A 17638-nucleotide genomic window follows, 5' to 3' on the forward strand; every position below is an offset into this window, starting at 1 on the left:
TCCCCGCCGCAGTCTACCGGCGCCCTGTGTGAGGTGAACGGCCAGCTACTACAGTGTGGCGAAGTCGCGTCCTGGGGGGACGCCGTTGGGGGTGGATCGATGCGTGATCTCCCGGCCTTCACTCTGGCCGGATACGACAAGGGGCGAAGCAGAATCGTTCAGGCGCTCTGGTTCGCGGTGATGAACACGGTCTTCATGGCGTGGTTCACCCCGGCCAGGGTGAGGACGGCCCTGCTGCGTGCCTTCGGTGCCGAGATCGGCGCCGGAGTGCTCATCCGGCACCGCGTGCGCGTGCTGTGGCCGTGGAAGCTCACGGTCGGCGACCACACCTGGATCGGCGAGGGCGCCTGGATACTCAATCTGGAGCCGGTCACCATCGGCGCCCATGTGTGCGTGTCGCAGGAGGCGCTGCTCTGCACCGGCAGCCATGACCACCGCGCCGCCGACTTCCGCTACCGCAATGCGCCGATCACCGTGGACGACGGCGCCTGGATCGCGACCCGCGCCACCGTGCTCGCCGGGGTGAAGGTCGGCCGCTGCGCCGTCGTCGGTGCGGGCGCCGTGCTCCACAAGGACCTTCCGGAGCTGACTCTGCACACCGCCGACAACCGGCGCAGGCCCGTGGAGGAACCGGCATGAGAGTGCTGCACACCGTCACCCTGCACAGCACGACGCACGCCTTCGGCGGCCCGGTACGGGTCGCGCTCAACCTCTGCCAGGGGCTGCGGGAACGCGGCCACGACGCACGCCTCACCGCGCTTGCGGACGGCTTTGCGCTGCCGCTGCCCGAGGAGATCGAGGGCGTGCCCGCCCGGCTCTACCGGGCGCGCAGGGTGCTGCCGCTGGGCTTCAGCGGTATCACCTCACCCGCTCTGCTCGCTGGGGCACACCGCCTCGTACGGGACGCCGATGTCGTCCATGTGCATCTCGCCCGTGATCTGGTGACCCTGCCGGTCGCGCTCGCCGCACTGCGCGCCGGAAAGCCCCTGGTCCTCCAGACACACGGCATGGTGGACCCCAGCGAGCGGCTGTCGGCCCGGCTGCTCGACGCGGTCGCGGTGCGCCGGGTGCTGCGCGGGGCTCGTGCGGTGCTGCATCTCACCAGCCGCGAGCTGCGGGACCTGGAAGCGGTGGTCGGTGGAGCCGGACTCGACCGGGCCGTCCACCTGGTCAACGGCGTGCCCGCGCAGCCCGAGGGGCCCGCCCCGCAAGGCAGCCCGCGAATTCTGTACGCGGCCCGCCTGCAGGCCCGCAAGCGGCCGGTGGATCTGGTGGAGGCGGCGCCCGCGATCCTCGCCCGGTATCCGGACGCCACCATCGTGGTGGCAGGGCCCGACGAGGGGGAACTCGGCGCGGTGCGCCGGCGGATCGGCGAGTTGGGACTCGGGGGGCGGGTGAGCTGCCCGGGGCCGCTGACCGGGACGCAGATGACCGAGGAACTGCGCCGGGCGCACGTCTATGTACTGCCTTCGGTCGACGAGCCGTTCCCGATGTCGGTCCTGGAATCGATGGCAGTCGGCACCCCGGTCGTGGTGACCGAGTCCAATGGCCTGGCACGTGATGTGGTCCGGGCCGGCGCCGGCCGTGTGATGACCGGCTCCGACGGCATCGCCGCCGCGGTGCTCGACCTGCTGGAGCCGTCAGCGCGCCAGGCCGCATCCGGCGCGGCCCGCAAGCTCACGGCCGAGACGTTCTCGATGGACGCGGTGATCGGCACGCTGCTCGATGTCTACGAGCGCGTGTGATCCCGAGCGTGATCCCGTCTTCGCCCCCGGCGCCGACTACCCGCCCCTGACCCTCACCGTCCAGATCGCCAACAGCGCAATGCCGCTGGGGTTCCCCCTCGCCCGACCGGGCGAGGGGGAACCCAGGCGACCGCCTGGACCTGGTGCGGAACTACGCGGGAAGCCAGGCGTAGCAGCCCGTCGAGACGAATGAACGGGTCCCGGACGGGACCTCCGCGATCACCTTCTTCTTGCCCGCGCCCGTGCCGGGTCCGGCCGCCAGCACGCCGCCGCCCTCTCCCAGCGCCTGCCAGGTGCAGCCCTCGGCGGTGGTGAGGGCCTGGTAGGTGCCGGGCTCCGGGTTCTTCTGGGTGCCGCCCGGGAATCCGGTCTCCGCGGCGTCCAGCAGTGGCCGCTGCTTCGGGCACAGCTGCTTGATCGCGGCCTCGGCCTCCGGCAGGTCTCCGGCGATGATCGCGCCGATCGCGGCGTTCTTGTCGTGGGCGGCGGTGCGCTCGATGCGCTGGCAGGTTTCCTGGCCGGTCTGGAGCACTGCGGCCGGGTCCATGTCCACGGGCACCCGGCCGCTCAGGTACTTCTTCTCCTTGGTGGTGAAGGTGCCGGTCGCCGGGGTGAGTTTGGCGTCGGGCAGGACCGGGCCCTTGGACGCGGAGTCCTTGGTTGCCTCGGGCGCCGGGCTCGACTGGGAGTCGGGCGTGGTTGCGGCCGGTTTGCCGGCGGCGCTCTGGGTGGGCTTGGCCTTCGCCTTCGTTTCCGTGTCGCCGTCCGAACTGCAACCGGTGAGTGCGAGAAGCGCGATGAGGGCGGCGGCGCCGACGGCGCCGCGCCGGGCGGACCTGACGGGCAGGGTCAGCCGAGTGGTACGAGTGTGCATGGTGGCTCCTGCGGGGGCGGCGGGCCCCGGGGTATGGAGGCGGGCCCACACGGAGGTGCGGGCCCGGAGGGGTGTGCGGGCCCGCACGGAGGTGCGGGCCCGCACGAGAGGCGGCGAGGTTACGGCGCCCCGAAGGTCAGCACCAGCTGCGGCGTGTTCTCCGCGGCCGAAGCCTCGGCGGACCACAGCCACAGCGCGTCCGCTCCGGTGCTGGTGAGCGCCAGGTTGTAGCTGCCGCCCAGGGCCGGGGAGAGCGCATCGGTGTCGAGTCCCGTCGAGTAGAGCGACGACAACTCGGTCATCCCGGTCAGGGTGCCGATCGAGGTCCCGGCGACGGTCGGCTTGGAGGCATAGGTGGTGCCCGACTCCGTCCAGCTTCCGGTGACCGGCCGCACGGAGATCTCGTCCGCGCTGCCCGCGCTGCTCATGGTGGTGGTCTTCACCGTGAGCCGCGCGCTCTTGAGCACCGTCCCGGCCGGCGCCGCCGGCAGGTCGAAGCGCAGGTACGACTCGTACGCCGAGGTGCCGCGCACCGCCAGCGAGGTGGAGGTGCCGTAGTTGGCACTTGCGGCACTGGCGTTGACGTACGTGTCCTCAGCCGCCCGGACCGTCTGCACGGTGTCGGCCACGGCCGAGGCCAGCGAGTAGTGCTTCTGCACCTGGGACGCGCTCAGAGCCGACGGGTAGATCGCCGTCTCGTCCATCTGACCGGCGAAGTAGTAGCTGGTGGGACGGTTCGGCCAGGAGCTGAGGTTGTCCCCGCCGATGCGCCAGTAACCGTTGTAGCTCTGGTTGCCGGTCTCGGCGAGCGTGCCCACCTGGACGCCGTCCACGTACAGGACCATCCCGGACGAGCCCTGGGTGGCGACGACATGGTGCCACTTGCCGTCGTTGTAGCTGTTCGGCGAGGTGATCGTGCGGGTGGTGCCCGTGTAGACGCCGAAGATCAGCTGACCGTTGGTGCGCATGTAGACGTGCCGGTCGTAGTTGGCGCTGTGCTTGAGGGTGCGGTCACCGAACCCGACCAGCTTGCCGCCCCGAGTGGTGGTGGTCTTGAACCAGGTCTCGACCGAGTACTGGCTCGGCCCCGCGACCTGCTTCTCGCTGTAGGCCCACTCGTTGGTGCCGTTGAAGCCCATCGCGGTGGACGCGCCCGTCACGGCGGCCGGGGTCTGGCGCAGCGACGGTTCGTTGACCTGGACGCCGCTCTGGTTGCCGGACGAGCTGTCGCCGATGAACGGGCTGGTGGACTCGTCGTAGCGCCAGTACATGTTGGCGCCGTCATCCAGCACCTGCGCCGCGTAGTTCTGGGCGGAGGTCGGCACCGTCACGGTGACCGTGGACGAGAGCCCGGAGGCGTTGCCCGCGGCGTCGGTGGCGGTCACCCGGTAGGTGTAGGTGGAGCCGGGGGTGACGTTCTTGTCGGTGTACGACAGCTGCGGACGCGACCACTCGACGGAGTCGCCGTCGACCGTGTACACGGGCGTCGAGCCGTTGTTGCGGTAGACCTTGTACGTCAGCTTGCTGTCGTCCAGGTCGTAGCTCGAACGCCAGCGGACCCGCGCCTCGGTGGGGCTCACGGCCTCGCCGCTGACCGAAGGCACGGTCGGCGCCCCGGTGTCCGGGGAAGAGGCGAAGCGGGTCAGGCCCTGGGCGGCCGCGCCGTTGACGGTGGTGAACTCGCCACCGACCCACATGTACTTGTTGTCCGACGTGTGGGAGACCACCATGGCGCGCGGGCCGATGCCCTCGCCCAGGCCGTCGTTGGTGTCGGGGAACCAGCCCAGCTTGTTGGTGCCGGTGGTCGGCTCCGCGAGCAGGTGGCGCCGGCGGCCGTCGGGGAACTCCCCGACACTGGCGCAGTCGTGCGCGTGCGAGGCGCTGTACAGCACGCCCTCGTACGACTCGACGGCCTGGGTGGCGCCCAGGCAGGTGTCCCGCCAGCGCTGGTTCATCGTGGACAGGTCCAGCGCGATACGGCCGTCGAACACACCGCCACCGGTGCCCTCGTTGCCGGTGTAGAAGCCCGTGGCGTCGGTGTCGAGCGCCTTGACCACCGACCTGCTCTCGATGAAGCCGGGGTAGGTGCGGACATTGGCGCCCGTGGTCGCGTCGACCACGGCCAGTGCGTGCGAGCTCGCTCCGTTGACGGTGAAGAAGTCACCGCCGAGGATCACGTTCTTGCCGTCGGGGGTGACCGCGAGAGCCCGGCCGGGCTCGTCCACATCGGCCTGGAACGGCTTGACGGCGCCGCTGGTGGCGTCCACCGCCGCGTAGCGCTCGTGCTCGGCGCCGCCGACCGAGGTGAAGTCGCCGCCCAGGTACACCGTGTCCCCGGTGACCGCGAGCGCCCGCACGGTGGCGGGGACACTCGGGCGGAAGCTCGCCTTGGGCGTGCAGCTGGCGATGTCGATGGCGGCGAGACTGCTGACCGGCACGTTGTTGACCGAGCCGAAGTAGCCGCCCGCGTAGAGCGTCTTCTTGTCCGGCGAGACCGCGAGGGCCCGCACGGTCGCGGTGCCGCTGTCAACGGCGAAGGACAGCTTGCAGGACGTGGGGTCGCCGGTCGCAGCGTCCAGCGCGACGAAGTTCAGCGCGTCCTGCGCGTTGCCGCTCTCCCCGTCCGGCGGGCGCACCTGCGAGAAGGTGCCGCCCGCGAACACCGTGCCGTTCGCCTCGGCCAGGGTCCACACGATGCCGTTGGTCTGCCAGGTCGGCAGGTCGTCGGCGGTGAAGGCGACGGGCGAGGTGATCGCGTTCGCGGACTGCGGCAGGACCGTGAGCACGCCCACGCCCGCCGCTGCCGCCACTGACAGTGCGAGGGCGACGCTGAGCCGCCCTCTTGTTCTTCTGTGCATGAACCCCCCGGCTTCTGAGTCCGCTGACGGACTCTCTGCCCTTGATGCGCCCGCCAGGCCTCCTCGGTCGGAGCGGGCGTATGAACATGTTTGCGCGCGAACTCTACGAGTGCATGTCACTTCGCGGAATGCATTTGACTCATCCGATGTGCAATTTAAACGTTTTCACAGCGATCTCATGGTGCCGGACAACACATCCGTCACTGGAGGTCGCCGTGCGTGACGTTTCCGTCGAACGTCGGCAGCGGTGGATCCGCCGCCGCGTCAGCGGTCGATACGCACCGAGGCGCCCGCGAGTTGGTCCGCCACCTGCCGCACATCGGCTTCGACCATGATCCGTGCCAGCTCCTCCACCAGGACGGTGGGCTTCCAGCCCAGCAGCTCACGCGCCTTGGAGGCGTCCCCGATCAGCGCGTCGACCTCGCTGGGGCGCTCGTACTTGGGGTCGTAGCGGACGTGGTCGTTCCAGTCGAGCCCGACATGGGCGAACGCGGTCTCCACGAACTCCCGTACCGTGGCCGGGACCCCGGTGGCCACCACGTAGTCGGTCGGCTCGTCGTGCTGAAGCATCCGCCACATCGCCTCGACGTACTCGGGCGCGTAACCCCAGTCGCGGACCGCGTCCAGGTTCCCGAGGTAGAGGCGGTCCTGGAGGCCGGCCTTGATCCGGGCGACAGCGCGGGTGATCTTGCGGGTCACGAAGGTCTCGCCGCGGCGCGGGGACTCGTGGTTGAACAGGATGCCGTTCACCGCGAACATGTCATATGCCTCACGGTAGTTGACCGTGGCCCAGTACGCGAAGACCTTCGCGGCGCCGTACGGGCTGCGCGGGTGGAAGGGGGTGCCCTCGTTCTGCGGGGGCGGCGTCGAGCCGAACATCTCCGAGGACGACGCTTGGTAGATCCGCGTCTGCACCCCGCTCGCCCGCACGGCCTCCAGCAGCCGCAGCGCGCCCAGGCCGGTCACGTCACCGGTGTAGAGCGGCGCGTCGAAGGAGACCCGCACATGCGACTGCGCGCCCAGATTGTACACCTCGTCCGGCTGGAGGTCGCGCAGCAGGTTCACCAGCGCCACCCCGTCGGAGAGGTCGGCGTGGTGCAGCACAAAGCTGCGCTCGGCCTCCTGCGGGCCCTGGTAGATGTGGTCGATCCGCTCGGTGTTGAAGCTGGACGACCTGCGCACCAGGCCGTGCACCCGGTAGCCCTTCGACAGCAGCAGCTCCGCCAGATACGAGCCGTCCTGGCCGGTCACACCGGTGATCAGCGCGGTCTTGGTCATGTGATGTTCCCCTCCATGCCGGACCCGCCATGGGGCCGGATCCGGTTCGTGCGCCCGCTGTGCACGGGCTGTTTGCCGTGAAATCCTGGTATCTCTGGAATCCTGCGAAGTACCGGTAATTTCTGTTGAAATGCCGATGCGGTCGTACGGATCACGCAACGCCTGGCATGATCCGGCCCATGACCGCATCGCTGCTGCCCGAACGTGCCCGTGTCTTCGTCGCCGGCCACCGTGGCCTGGTGGGCTCCGCCGTGGCCCGCCGGCTCTCCGCCGACGGGCACGAGGTGCTCACCCGCACCCGTGCCGAACTGGATCTGCGCGATGCCGCGCGTACCGCCGCCGAACTGGCCGACATGAGGCCCGACGCCGTGGTGCTCGCCGCCGCCAAGGTCGGCGGAATCATGGCCAACAGCACGCAGCCGGTGCAGTTCCTGGAGGAGAACCTCCAGATCCAGCTCAGCGTGATAGCCGGGGCGCACGCCGCCGGGGTGGGCCGGCTGCTCTTCCTGGGCTCGTCGTGCATCTACCCCAAGCACGCCCCCCAGCCCATCACCGAGGACGCGCTGCTGACCGGCCCGCTGGAGCCCACCAACGAGGCGTACGCGCTCGCGAAGATCGCCGGCATCGTCCAGGTGCAGTCGTACCGGCGCCAGTACGGCGCGTCGTACATCAGCGCCATGCCGACGAACCTCTACGGGCCCGGTGACAACTTCGACCTGGAGACCTCGCACGTGCTGCCGGCCCTGATCCGGCGCTTCCACGAGGCGGCGGCCGCCGGCCGCGACGAGGTCGTGCTGTGGGGCAGCGGCACCCCGCGCCGCGAGTTCCTGCACGTGGACGACCTCGCCGCGGCGTGCGCGCTGCTGCTGCGCTCGTACGACGGCGACGAGCCGGTCAACATCGGCTGCGGAAACGACCTCACCATTCGGGAACTGGCCGCGACGGTCGCCGATGTCACCGGCTTCACCGGACGGATCGCCTGGGACACCACCCGGCCCGACGGCACCCCGCGCAAGCTGCTCGACATCTCCCGGCTGGCGGGGCTCGGCTGGAAGCCGGCGATCCCGCTGCGCGACGGCATCGCCGCCACCTACGCGCACTGGCGCGGGGGGTTCGAAGACGGCCGCGAGGCCGGTTCCGGCAGCTGACGGAACCGGCCGGGCGCGGTCACGGGGGGAGCCGCGGTCGCGGGAGGTGCTTCGGGAGTGGTCGCCGTCACCGGGTCCCGGCGCGGCGACCGCGCCGGGACGCTGGGCGGTCACGAGCGCCGTCCTCAGTACGCCCCGCGGCCGTCGACGACGGCGCGGAACGTACGGGCCATGACGTCCACATCACTCGTGAACGACCAATTGTCGACATAGCTGAGATCGAGCTGGACGGTTTCGTCCCAGGACAGGTCGGAGCGCCCGCTGATCTGCCACAGCCCGGTCATCCCCGGCCGCACGGTCAGTCGCCGCCACTCGACGGGCGTGTAGCGGGCCACCTCGTCGGCGAGCGGCGGTCGTGGACCCACCAGGGACATGTCGCCCTTCAGCACATTGATCAGCTGGGGCAGTTCGTCCAGCGAGGTGCGGCGCAGCCAGTGGCCGACCCGGGTGACCCGGGGGTCGCGGCGCATCTTGAACATCAGGCCGTCGTGTTCGTTCTCCTGGGCCAGTTCGGCCTTCTCGCTGTCGGCGCCCACCCGCATACTGCGGAACTTCCACATCACGAACGGACGTCCGCCCAGTCCGATGCGCTCATGGAGATAGAACACCGGACCCGACGACGACGCCTTCACCGCCGCTCCGATCAGCAGCAGCAGCGGAGCCAGCAGCAGCAGACCCAGCAGGGCTGAACTGCGGTCCAGCACCTGTTTGAGCAGCGGCTGCACGCCCTCCTTCGTCGGCGGAGCCACCCGCAGCAGCGACATACCGCCGGCTGATCCGGTCTCCAGGCGCTTGACGGACACCTCCACCAGGCCCGGCGCGAGGAACAGCTCGATCCCCGCGTCGTGCAGGCCCCAGGACAGGCGGCGCAGCCGCTCGCCGGAGAGCGTGGCGCCCGGGACGACCAACACCAGGTCGGCGCCGAGCCCCCGCACCGCGCCCACGACCGGCTCGGAGTCCTCCGCGGGGGAGTCGGGTGTGGCCGCCGCCAGCCGCTTTCCGGTACGGATGCCGGAGCCGCACTCACCGTCTCCCACGGGGACGGCGCCCACCGCGACATACGGGTGGTCGGTACGGGCGGCGAGGTGCGCGGTCACATCGTCCGCGGCGGTGGGCTCGCCCACCACCAGCACCTTGACCACTGCCTGCGCCCTGCGGCGCTTGGCCGCGAGATGGCGGTGCACCGCCTTGCGGCAGATCAGCGTCAGCAGCAGGGCGGGCAGCAGCGCGGCCAGGCACAGCGGCGCGCGCAGTCGAACCCCCATGGCTGTGTGTGCAACCGCGAGCACCCCCAGCAGGATGAACCAGTCGTGGAGCACGGGGAGCGCGCCTCGGTCCTCGCCGATGGCCCGCGCCTCGTAGCGCGTACGGAACAGCTGGACGCCGGCCCAGGCGAGCCCCGCGACGACGCCGCTCGGCACGGCCCACGGCTGGTGCGCGGCGTACAGCATCAGCCCGACCGGCACTCCGGCACCGCTGAGGTCGATGATCAGCGAAGCGGGCAGATACCACCGGGACTTGCGCCCCATCCACTGTGAGGGGCGCGCTCGGTGGCGTGCCTCGCTTGATCGATCGGAATCAGCGGTTTGAACATCCCACATGTACCCCCCCAGGCACGTCCGGTGGCGTGAGCCACCGATGTCACGAACATCTGTTCATCGAACATGTGACACGATGGTGAACGGTACGGCAAACTATTGCGCACATGGGCGCGTTTATGTGAACGTGACCGACTGGTAATGGGGCATATGAAACCGCACGATGTGCGGGCGGGGAGAGTCGGGTCACCGAACCTCGCGGAAACCTGTACGAACCTCGAACATGCTGGCTACAGTGTGCGCCCGACGGGGAAGGGGACGCACTCCGACGATTCCGGAGTGCGTGGTGGGGGACAGAAAGGCGGCTGATGCCGCGATGACGGACCGGAGCGAAGCGACGGACATGCTCCCGGCTGCCGCCGTGAAGTCGGACGAATCCGGCACCAGGGGCGCCACCGGAACGGCGCCCGGGACCGGTGGGACGGCCACCGGGGATGGCGGGGAAGCCGCCGGGACGACCGGAGCGGGCAGCCGAGGCCGCAAGAAGCCCAGGAGCCGCGCACGCCGAGTGCTCATCGGGGCGATGACGCTGCTGGCGGTCGGCCTGCTCATGGTGGGTGGGATCGCCTGGTGGACCGTCGACCACTACACCGGCAGGGTCGACCGCATATCCGGTGTCTTCCCGACGACGCTCCCCGAGACCGAACAGCCCGCGCCGTCGCGCGGCGGCCAGACCTTCCTCCTCGTCGGTGTGGACAGCCGCTCCGACCTGCCGACCACGGGCCGCGACGCCAAGGCTCCCCAGTGGAAGTACGGGGCCCAACGCAGCGACACGATGATGCTGGTCCATCTCCCGGCCGACCACTCCGGCGCGTATGTCGTCTCACTGCCCCGTGACTCCTGGGTGGACATCCGGGGACACGGCAAGGCCAAGCTCAACGCGGCGTTCTCCTGGGGCGGTCCGCCGCTGCTGATCGACACGGTGCAGCGGCTGACCAAGGTGCGGGTGGACCACCTCGCCGTGATCGACTGGGACGGCTTCAAGGAACTCACCGACGCCGTAGGCGGAGTGGACCTCGTCGTGGACGGCGCCGGCCGCCATATGAACGGCAGCGAGGCCCTGACCTACGTACGCGAGCGGAAGAACCTGCCCCGCGGAGACTTCGACCGCACCCATCGCCAGCAGTACTTCCTGCGCACCCTGCTCGGGAAGGTCATGCGCCCCTCGACCTTCTCCAACCCGGCCAAGGCGACCGAGGTGCTGGACTACCTCACCGCCGCGGTGAGCGTGGACGACCGGCTCAGCGACACCGACCTGCGTGCGCTGCTGTGGGACAACAGGAACGTGCGCCCCGGTTCGATGGTGTTCATGAACGCTCCCACCAAGGGGACCGACATGATTTCCGGCCAGTCCGTGGTCCTGCTGGACAGCGGCGAAGGCGCGGAGCTCTGGCAGGCCATGCGTGAGGACTCCCTCGACGTCTACATGGAGACCCACGAGAACACCGACCGGCTCGGCGCCACGGCGCAGTGAGCCGAGACACGCCGAGACGTGACGAGCCGCACGGAGGCATGCCGCACTGAGACGTGCCGAACGCACTGCGGTGGGCCGCGGATGGGGAGCGTCGTGAGTCGTATGGCGACGATGGCGTGTTGTCGCCACAGTGGCCTGTTCGCTAGTGCGTTCACCGGCCGGCAGGCCATGCTTGTCAGCGTCTGGTCCTGTGCTCCGGGACCTACGCCCGCGTCCACGGAGGACACCCATGTCGGAACACCCGGTTCGTCGTGCCCATCATCACCGAAGGCCGTCCAAGCGAAGACGACGCGCCACGATCGGAGCCCTGTTGGGGTTGTTACTGATCGGGCTCGGCGCCGGTGTCGGTCTCGCCGGTGACCGGGAGCAGCCCCTGCCTCACGCCCTTCGGCCGAGTCCGGCCGCCACCGAGCCGGCCCCCGACCGGGAGCCGTCGGCGTCCCCCGCCGCGTCCCCCTCCGAGCCGCCGAGCCCGGAGCCCACCGAGCCTGAGCCCGCCCCTGAGCCCACCACCGCACCGGCCGTGGCGCCGGGTCCGGTGCTGCCCTTCGACCTGCCGGCCACCGAGGAACTGCGCAGCAGCCCGCGCCTCGTCTTCGCGCACTACTTCCCGCCCTACCCGCTCTCGCTCGACAACGAGCCCACCGCACGGGACTACTACAACCGCAACTACCTCACCGCCGAAGGGGAGAAGGGCAAGCACACGGCTTACGGTGGACTGCTGCGGGACCGGCCGCTGCCCGTGCAGCCCGGTGGCGGAGACTGGCGACTCGCCAACCTGGAAAGGGAAGTGAGGACCGCCCGTGACGCCGGGATCGACGGGTTCACCGTCGACATCCTCTCCCTGACCGGTACCAACCGGGAGCGCGTCGAACTGCTGCTGCGCGCGGCGCAGCGCGTCGACCCGGGGTTCCGCGTCGTGCTGATGCCTGACATGGCGTCCCTGGACACCGACCCCCGCACCCTGGCCGACGAACTGGCCGCGCTCGCCGCCTCCCCCTCCGCGTACCGGCTGGCCGACGGGCGCCTCGTGGTCTCCCCGTTCAAGGCCGAGGCCCGGGAACCAGCATGGTGGAGCCAGGTGATCGGACGGCTCGGCGAGCACGGCATCGGCACCGCACTGGTCCCGGTCTTCCTGGACTTCCGCGCCAACGCCGAGCGGTTCGCACCGATCAGCGAGGTCTTCTCGTCCTGGGGCAACCGCAGCCATACCCAGCAGGACGGCGTCCCCGGCGACATCCGACTCGCCCACTCGCTGGGCAAGAAGTGGATGCAGGCCGTGTCCGTCCAGGACGCCCGACCCAACCAGGGCATCTACGACGAGGCGGGCAACACAGCCACCCTGCGCTCGACCTGGAACCACGCGATCACCGACGGGGCGGACTGGGTGCAGCTCACCACCTGGAACGACTATTCGGAGGGTACCCAGTTCGCCCCCTCACTGCACAACGGCCATACCTATCTGGACATATCCTCCTACTACCTCACTCGCTTCAAGACGGGGGTGTGGCCTCGGATCGTCCGCGACACCGTCTACGTCACCTCCCGAGTGCAGTTCACGTCCGGCGCCGACACCGCGACCCACCCCGTGCGGATGCGCCCCCGGCCGGGCACCGCACCCGCGAGCGACCAGGTGGAGGTATTCACCTTCCTGACCGCACCCGCCACGCTCGATGTGCGAGTGGGTACTGTGCCCCATACCTATGGCGCTCCGGCCGGCCCGTACGCCCGGGGCCTTCCGCTGAGCCCCGGCCGCACCGAGGTCGTGGCCAGGCGTGGGGGCGCCACGGTCGCCGCCGTCACGACCCGATATCCGGCGCGGCGCGCAGCCACCGTGCAGGACCTCCAGTACTACGGCGTGTCCAGCAGGCGCTGACCCAAGTTCGGGCGGGGGCCCGGGGCCGGTTCCGGCCCCCGCTCTCAGCTTGAGTCGGTGCGCCAGGTGGTGCGCTCGCGTAACGGCCTCCTTCATGCGCTCGAGGTCGAGGAGACGGTCGGCACGATCGCCCGGGGCGAGGCGCTCGCGGTAGTCGGCCGGCACACTGTGGTGGAAGCCGGGATCGTCCAGCTCCATGGCCGGCGCGTAGGTGGAATCGAGTCGGCAGTGGACCGCCTCGGCCGCTTGCCGGTCCGCCAAGCCGAGCAGTTGCAGCACACAGACGGTGGCCGGCTGGGTGGGCGAGAGGCCGGGGCGGCCATCGTGCGAGTACCGGTCGGCGAAGTCCTCGCCACACCACAGCCCGCCGAGGCGGTCCCCCACCCACATCGCCGTCGTACCGCCCGGGTCGCTCGCCCGTGCCATCAATGCACGGTCAGAGACGGGATTCGCTCACCAGAACGGGCACGGAGCGACATCGGGCAACCGCATCGGTCCACGAACAGCCCCGAGCATGCCCGTTGATCTCGCCGCCGCACCGGGACACTCCAAGATCCTTGACAGAGTCAGGCTCAGAGGGAGCCGAAGAACGCCCGGAGGGCGGACACGGTCTCGTCGGGTGCCTCGACCTGCGGGTAGTGACCGGCAGCAGGCGGGCCGGCGAGTTCGGTCACGGTCGCGTGGGGCATGCGCTCCCGGATGCGGGCTAGCACGTGGGCTCCGCTGACGGGATCGTCCGGTCCCCAGACGAACAAGGTGGGGCCCTGGCGCGTCTCCAGGGCCGAGATCCACCGGGCCTGGTGCATGCGTCGCTCGTCGATGTAGCGGAGCAGGCCCGGCGCCAGCAGATGACCCCGGTCGTGCGCTACGCAGTTCCACATGGCGTGCAGGTCCAGGTCGGAGACGGGCCGGTTCAGGATGCGGCGCATTGACGCGCGGAAGCCGCGTTCGCTGATGAGCGGGGCGAGCAGTGGACCCAGGGGGCTGTGCAGGAGTCGTTGGATGCGGATCGGGCGATGGAGATCGGGATAGAGGCCGCCGTTGAGCCAGGCCATGGCGGTGATCCGTTGGGGGTTGCGGGCGAGAAGCTCCTGGGCGACGCTGACTCCGTAGTCGTGGGCGACCAGCGCGGTGTCGCCGATGCCGAGCAGCGACCAGAGGTCCTCCACCAGGTCGGCCTGCTCCAGGAGCGAGTACATGTGCTTCCGAGGCTTGTCGCTGTGCCCGAAGCCGAGGAGATCCAGGGTGGTGACCCGGTGCCCAGACTCCGCCAGTGCGGGCGCGGTGACCGACCAGTCGTGGGACGACGTGGGAAACCCGTGCAGGAGTGTGACGTGTGCCCCGTTGGGAGGGCCGTCCTGACGGACGAACAGTTCGTGGCTGCCTGCGCGGCCGTTGAGGGTGAGGCGTGTGCCGCCGGCGTACCACTGATCGGCGGTCTGCATGGTTGTGTCGGCCATCAAAGGCTCCGTTCCTGCGCGGCGATGCCGTCGAGGAGGCACCGCAGGCCGAAGTCGAACTCCTCGTCACCGTCCGGGCCTCCGAGGAGTGCGGAGTGCGCGGTGACGAGTGGGTGCCGGCCTGCGGGAAGGGACGCGAACAGGTCGGCCATGGCGGCACGCTGCCCGGCGGTGCGGGCCGCGCCGCCGCTGTCCAGCACCACGGCACCGACGACGTAGTGGGTCACGGTGAGGTAGATCCGCACCGCCTGCACGGGCGGCCATCCGGCCTCCGTCAGCAGCCTCAGGCCGTGTTCCCGGGCTCGCAGGGCATTCGGGCCCAGGAGCTGGCCACGGGGTATCAGAGGGACGAGGGACTTGTGCGCACGGATCACGCGGCGGTACTCACGGGCCCCCGCTTCCGTGCCGACCCGCCAGTCAGGGCCCGGCTCCGGGAGGGCGACTTCGCCGAGCATGTGGTCGACCAGCTCCACGAGCAGCTCATCGCGGCTGGCCACATGCCGGTACAGCGAGGTGTGCCGTACGTCCAAGAGGTCGGCGACGGCTCGCATCGTGAGGGCATCCAGGCCCTCACGATCGGCGATTTCGAGAGCCACGTCCATGATCGACCCGAGAGTGAGGCCGCCTGCCCGGGGGCGCCGCCCCGCTCGTGCGGAGTAGCGCTGTTTCCACCAGCCGGCTGACCCCACCACCAGGTCCTGGCCACCCCCCTTGGCGTCCGGCGCGGACGCGGACGAGCCCGTCATGAGAAGAGGTCGGGGTCGGTGCGGATGATCTCGTCCCACAACGGCTGGAAGGAGAACCAGCCGGCGAGCGGGAAACCGGTCTGCTCCCGGGTATGGCGCGCCGCCTCGGGGCCGATGAGCCTGGGGGTCCCGGCTGCCTCCGCCAGGAGTTGCGCCTGAGCGCTGCGTTCCATGGTGATGAACCACCAGGCGGCCTCGTCGACGCTCTCGCCTACGGTGAAGACGCCGTGGTTCTGGTGGATCGCCGCGCGCTTGCTTCCCAGTCCTTCGGCCAACAGCCTTCCGGAATCCTCCTCGATGACGACCGCACCCGCCCCGTCGCGCACCACCACGTGGTTCTCGTAGAGGGCGCAGGCGTCCTGGGTGATCGGGTCCAGGACCCTGCCGAGGCTCGACCAAGCCTTGCCGTGAACCGCGTGGGCGTGGCAGGCGGCGACGACGTCGGGCCGGGCGCGGTGGATGGCGGAGTGGATGACGAACCCGGCCTTGTTCACCGGTCTCCGCCCGTGCCGGACGGTGCCCTCGTGGTCAACCAGGATCAGGTCGGAGACCTTCACGTGGCGGAAGGACATCCCGAAGGGGTTGACCCAGAACATATCGGGGAACTCCGGGTCGCGCACGGTGATGTGCCCGGCGACACCCTCGGCGAAGCCGAGCCTTCCGAAGACCCGGCAGGCCCCCGCAAGCCGCTGCTTGCGGTGCTCCCTCTCGTCTGCGGGATCGTCGAAGCGGGGTGGGAGAGCGAACTCGAGGTCCTGCTGCTCCGGCCGGAACGCACTGGTGATGTCGGTCATGGCGAGCCTTCCTCGGAAGTACGAATGAAACGCGTCGGGTGGACGCATGTTATGCGTCCGTCCGACGCGTAACAAGGGTGTGGAAGCTCGTGCACGGTGAAGACGACCGGCGTCTCAGGGGGCGGCCTCCTTGAACTGGCGGGCCGGCGCAAGCGCCTTCTCCAGCTCCGGCCTCACCCTGATCCGGGTGCTGATCTGCTCGGATAGGGCCTTGTGGCACTCCGCCCGGCGCGGGGCGAGCCGGCTCGCCCCGCGCCGGGCGGTCGACGTCCTCTCGTACCCGATTCGGACGGGCCGCTCGGCGAGGGGCATGGGCACGACGGCGAGCGCGGGGCTCTGCTTCCATGCGTGGCCGGGACGCCGTTCGGCGGGACGTGGGTGGAGTCGGTGCGCTCGGCGGGAGCTGAGGCCGCCGGGTCCGCCTCGGCGCCGCGAGTCCTCAGGCCGCCGGCACCTGCTGCGAGATGGGGAGATCCCGCAGTCCCCGCAGGGGCTGTGAGAGCAGGATGGAGCTCGTGGCGCAGAGGCCGAGACAGACCACCCACATCGTCGGCCTCAGCCCCAGGAACGTGTTCATCGCACCGCCGAGCAGCGCGCCCGCCGGGATCGTGCTGAAGTTGACGAACATCGTCGTGGCGGTGACCCGGCCGATGAGGTCCGTCGGGCAGTAGGACTGCCGGAAGCTCACGATGATGACGTTGCAGGCCACCACACCGGCCATCATCATGGTGGACCCGATGGCGAAGAGAGCCAGTCGCGAGCCCTGGTGGGTGAGGGGGATGAGCAAGACGAAAGGTGCCGCCACGAGTTGCACGTACAGCAGAGCGCGTGCCGTGCCGAGGCGACGGGACAGCCGTGCGGCGGCGAGACCGCCGAGGATGCCGCCGACGCCGCCGAAGGCCATCAGTATGCCGACCAGGCTCGGGGAGGCGCCTACGGTGCGGACGAGGAAGACGATCTGCGTGGCCTGGTAGCCGGCCAGCGCCATGTTCAGCGCCGCGCCGAAGACGGTGATGGCGCGGACATAGCGGTCGCCCGTGACGAAGCGCAGGCCGTCGGCTATCTCACGGAGTATCGGTCTCGGCTGACGGGCGGGGCGGGACTCGACGGCGCGGATGGACAGTAGACACACCGTCGAGACGAGGAACGACAACACCTCGAAGAGCAGTCCGGTGGCACTTCCCACGAACTGGGCGATGAGTCCACCCGCGCCGGGACCCGCGACCCTGGTGGTCTGCTCCGCCGCCTGCAGCTTGGCGTTGCCCTCCATCAGATCGGCCTTGTCCACCAGGGACGGCAGATAGGCCGAGTAGGCGGTGGAGAAGAACACGGCAGTCGTACCGGTCAGAAAGGCCACCGCCAGCACATGCCAGATGTTCAGTGCGTCCAGCCACCATGCGACGGGCACACTGAGGAGGAGCACAGCCGAGATGAGATTGCAGCACAGCATGATGCTGCGGCGTGGAAGTCTGTCCACCCAGGCGCCGGCGGGAAGTCCGATGACCAGCCAGGGCACCCATGGGGCGGCGGTCAGCAGGCCGATCATCCAGGGCGAGGCGTGCAGCGTGTCGACCGCCAGGAGCGGGAGCAGCACCGCGGTGATGTTCATGCCGAGCCTGCTCGCGGTCTCCCCGATCAGCAGGGAACGGAAGTTGCGGTGGGCCCAGAGTCCGCCTAATCGTGTCGGCCGTGCGCTCTCCCGTGAAGTCATAGCGAGAACAGGTCCTTCGTAGCCTGCGCGGTGGACGGGTTACGTTAGCAAGATCACACAACTGTCTGCAACACTG

14 protein-coding genes and 1 pseudogene are annotated in these 17638 nt (G+C 69.9%); 5 read left to right on the top strand and 10 right to left on the bottom strand.

The window, feature by feature from the left end; genetic code table 11:
* Nucleotides 1-99 precede the first annotated feature (99 nt).
* Both V1460_RS10600 and V1460_RS10605 read left to right on the top strand, forming a co-directional pair.
* Nucleotides 100-639, top strand: coding sequence for a WcaF family extracellular polysaccharide biosynthesis acetyltransferase (locus tag V1460_RS10600; RefSeq protein ID WP_338673499.1), 540 nt, complete (start codon nucleotides 100-102; stop codon nucleotides 637-639).
* The gene (locus V1460_RS10605; protein WP_338673500.1) at nucleotides 636-1745 is read left to right on the top strand and encodes a glycosyltransferase; all 1110 of its coding nucleotides are present in this window, start codon (nucleotides 636-638) and stop codon (nucleotides 1743-1745) included. Before V1460_RS10600 ends, V1460_RS10605 begins: the two co-directional genes overlap by 4 nt.
* 151 nt (nucleotides 1746-1896) lie before the next feature.
* On the opposite strand, the gene V1460_RS10610 is transcribed toward V1460_RS10605, so the two are convergent.
* The 3 genes from V1460_RS10610 to gmd form a co-directional block, all read right to left on the bottom strand.
* Nucleotides 1897-2619 carry a hypothetical protein gene (locus V1460_RS10610; RefSeq protein WP_338673501.1) on the bottom strand — a complete coding sequence of 241 codons (723 nt, stop codon included), beginning with the start codon at nucleotides 2617-2619 and terminating at the stop codon, nucleotides 1897-1899.
* Between the two features lie 119 nt (nucleotides 2620-2738).
* Complete coding sequence (locus V1460_RS10615; RefSeq protein WP_338673502.1) at nucleotides 2739-5477, bottom strand: LamG-like jellyroll fold domain-containing protein; 2739 nt, start codon at nucleotides 5475-5477, stop codon at nucleotides 2739-2741.
* A 264-nt stretch (nucleotides 5478-5741) separates the two neighbouring features.
* A complete protein-coding gene (gene gmd, locus V1460_RS10620) occupies nucleotides 5742-6755 on the bottom strand; it encodes a GDP-mannose 4,6-dehydratase (RefSeq protein ID WP_338673503.1) in 1014 nt (337 codons plus the stop codon).
* Between the two features lie 179 nt (nucleotides 6756-6934).
* Between gmd and V1460_RS10625 the strand changes: the two genes are divergently transcribed.
* Entirely contained in the window at nucleotides 6935-7903 is a 969-nt protein-coding gene (locus V1460_RS10625) for a GDP-L-fucose synthase (RefSeq protein ID WP_338673504.1), read from the top strand.
* A gap of 125 nt (nucleotides 7904-8028) precedes the next feature.
* On the opposite strand, the gene V1460_RS10630 is transcribed toward V1460_RS10625, so the two are convergent.
* On the bottom strand, nucleotides 8029-9432 hold the full coding sequence (locus tag V1460_RS10630) for an exopolysaccharide biosynthesis polyprenyl glycosylphosphotransferase (RefSeq protein ID WP_338673505.1): 1404 nt from the start codon (nucleotides 9430-9432) through the stop codon (nucleotides 8029-8031).
* Nucleotides 9433-9787: 355 nt separating this feature from the next.
* Between V1460_RS10630 and V1460_RS10635 the strand changes: the two genes are divergently transcribed.
* Nucleotides 9788-10975 (top strand): LCP family protein, encoded by a 1188-nt coding sequence (locus V1460_RS10635; protein ID WP_338673506.1) that lies wholly within the window; start codon nucleotides 9788-9790, stop codon nucleotides 10973-10975.
* Between the two features lie 310 nt (nucleotides 10976-11285).
* Nucleotides 11286-12851 carry a glycoside hydrolase family 71 protein gene (locus tag V1460_RS10640; protein WP_338673507.1) on the top strand — a complete coding sequence of 522 codons (1566 nt, stop codon included), beginning with the start codon at nucleotides 11286-11288 and terminating at the stop codon, nucleotides 12849-12851.
* A 168-nt stretch (nucleotides 12852-13019) separates the two neighbouring features.
* Here V1460_RS10640 and V1460_RS10645 read toward each other — a convergent pair.
* The 6 genes and pseudogenes from V1460_RS10645 to V1460_RS10670 all read right to left on the bottom strand — a co-directional run.
* Nucleotides 13020-13277: pseudogene (locus V1460_RS10645) on the bottom strand (IS1182 family transposase); the annotation flags it as partial.
* 146 nt (nucleotides 13278-13423) lie between these two features.
* Complete coding sequence (locus V1460_RS10650; protein ID WP_338673508.1) at nucleotides 13424-14311, bottom strand: alpha/beta hydrolase; 888 nt, start codon at nucleotides 14309-14311, stop codon at nucleotides 13424-13426.
* Nucleotides 14311-15057, bottom strand: a complete 747-nt coding sequence (locus V1460_RS10655; RefSeq protein ID WP_338673509.1) for a TetR/AcrR family transcriptional regulator C-terminal domain-containing protein — start codon at nucleotides 15055-15057, stop codon at nucleotides 14311-14313. The genes V1460_RS10650 and V1460_RS10655 overlap by 1 nt, the downstream gene beginning before the upstream one ends.
* Nucleotides 15054-15851, bottom strand: a complete 798-nt coding sequence (locus tag V1460_RS10660; protein WP_338673510.1) for a class II aldolase/adducin family protein — start codon at nucleotides 15849-15851, stop codon at nucleotides 15054-15056. The genes V1460_RS10655 and V1460_RS10660 overlap by 4 nt, the downstream gene beginning before the upstream one ends.
* Nucleotides 15852-15965: 114 nt before the next feature.
* Complete coding sequence (locus V1460_RS10665; protein ID WP_338673511.1) at nucleotides 15966-16169, bottom strand: hypothetical protein; 204 nt, start codon at nucleotides 16167-16169, stop codon at nucleotides 15966-15968.
* Between the two features lie 121 nt (nucleotides 16170-16290).
* Nucleotides 16291-17562: an MFS transporter gene (locus tag V1460_RS10670; RefSeq protein ID WP_338673512.1), complete on the bottom strand. Its 1272-nt coding sequence runs from the start codon at nucleotides 17560-17562 to the stop codon at nucleotides 16291-16293.
* Nucleotides 17563-17638: the final 76 nt, after the last annotated feature.

Source organism: Streptomyces sp. SCSIO 30461 (assembly GCF_037023745.1).
Taxonomy (GTDB): domain Bacteria; phylum Actinomycetota; class Actinomycetes; order Streptomycetales; family Streptomycetaceae; genus Streptomyces.

Coding starts and splice junctions, on each gene's coding strand:
- V1460_RS10600 (WP_338673499.1), top strand. CDS start 100: ATGCGTGATCTCCCGGCCTTCACTCTGGCCGGATACGACAAGGGGCGA.
- V1460_RS10605 (WP_338673500.1), top strand. CDS start 636: ATGAGAGTGCTGCACACCGTCACCCTGCACAGCACGACGCACGCCTTC.
- V1460_RS10610 (WP_338673501.1), bottom strand. CDS start 2,619: ATGCACACTCGTACCACTCGGCTGACCCTGCCCGTCAGGTCCGCCCGG.
- V1460_RS10615 (WP_338673502.1), bottom strand. CDS start 5,477: ATGCACAGAAGAACAAGAGGGCGGCTCAGCGTCGCCCTCGCACTGTCA.
- gmd (WP_338673503.1), bottom strand. CDS start 6,755: ATGACCAAGACCGCGCTGATCACCGGTGTGACCGGCCAGGACGGCTCG.
- V1460_RS10625 (WP_338673504.1), top strand. CDS start 6,935: ATGACCGCATCGCTGCTGCCCGAACGTGCCCGTGTCTTCGTCGCCGGC.
- V1460_RS10630 (WP_338673505.1), bottom strand. CDS start 9,432: ATGGGGCGCAAGTCCCGGTGGTATCTGCCCGCTTCGCTGATCATCGAC.
- V1460_RS10650 (WP_338673508.1), bottom strand. CDS start 14,311: ATGGCCGACACAACCATGCAGACCGCCGATCAGTGGTACGCCGGCGGC.
- V1460_RS10655 (WP_338673509.1), bottom strand. CDS start 15,057: ATGACGGGCTCGTCCGCGTCCGCGCCGGACGCCAAGGGGGGTGGCCAG.
- V1460_RS10660 (WP_338673510.1), bottom strand. CDS start 15,851: ATGACCGACATCACCAGTGCGTTCCGGCCGGAGCAGCAGGACCTCGAG.
- V1460_RS10670 (WP_338673512.1), bottom strand. CDS start 17,562: ATGACTTCACGGGAGAGCGCACGGCCGACACGATTAGGCGGACTCTGG.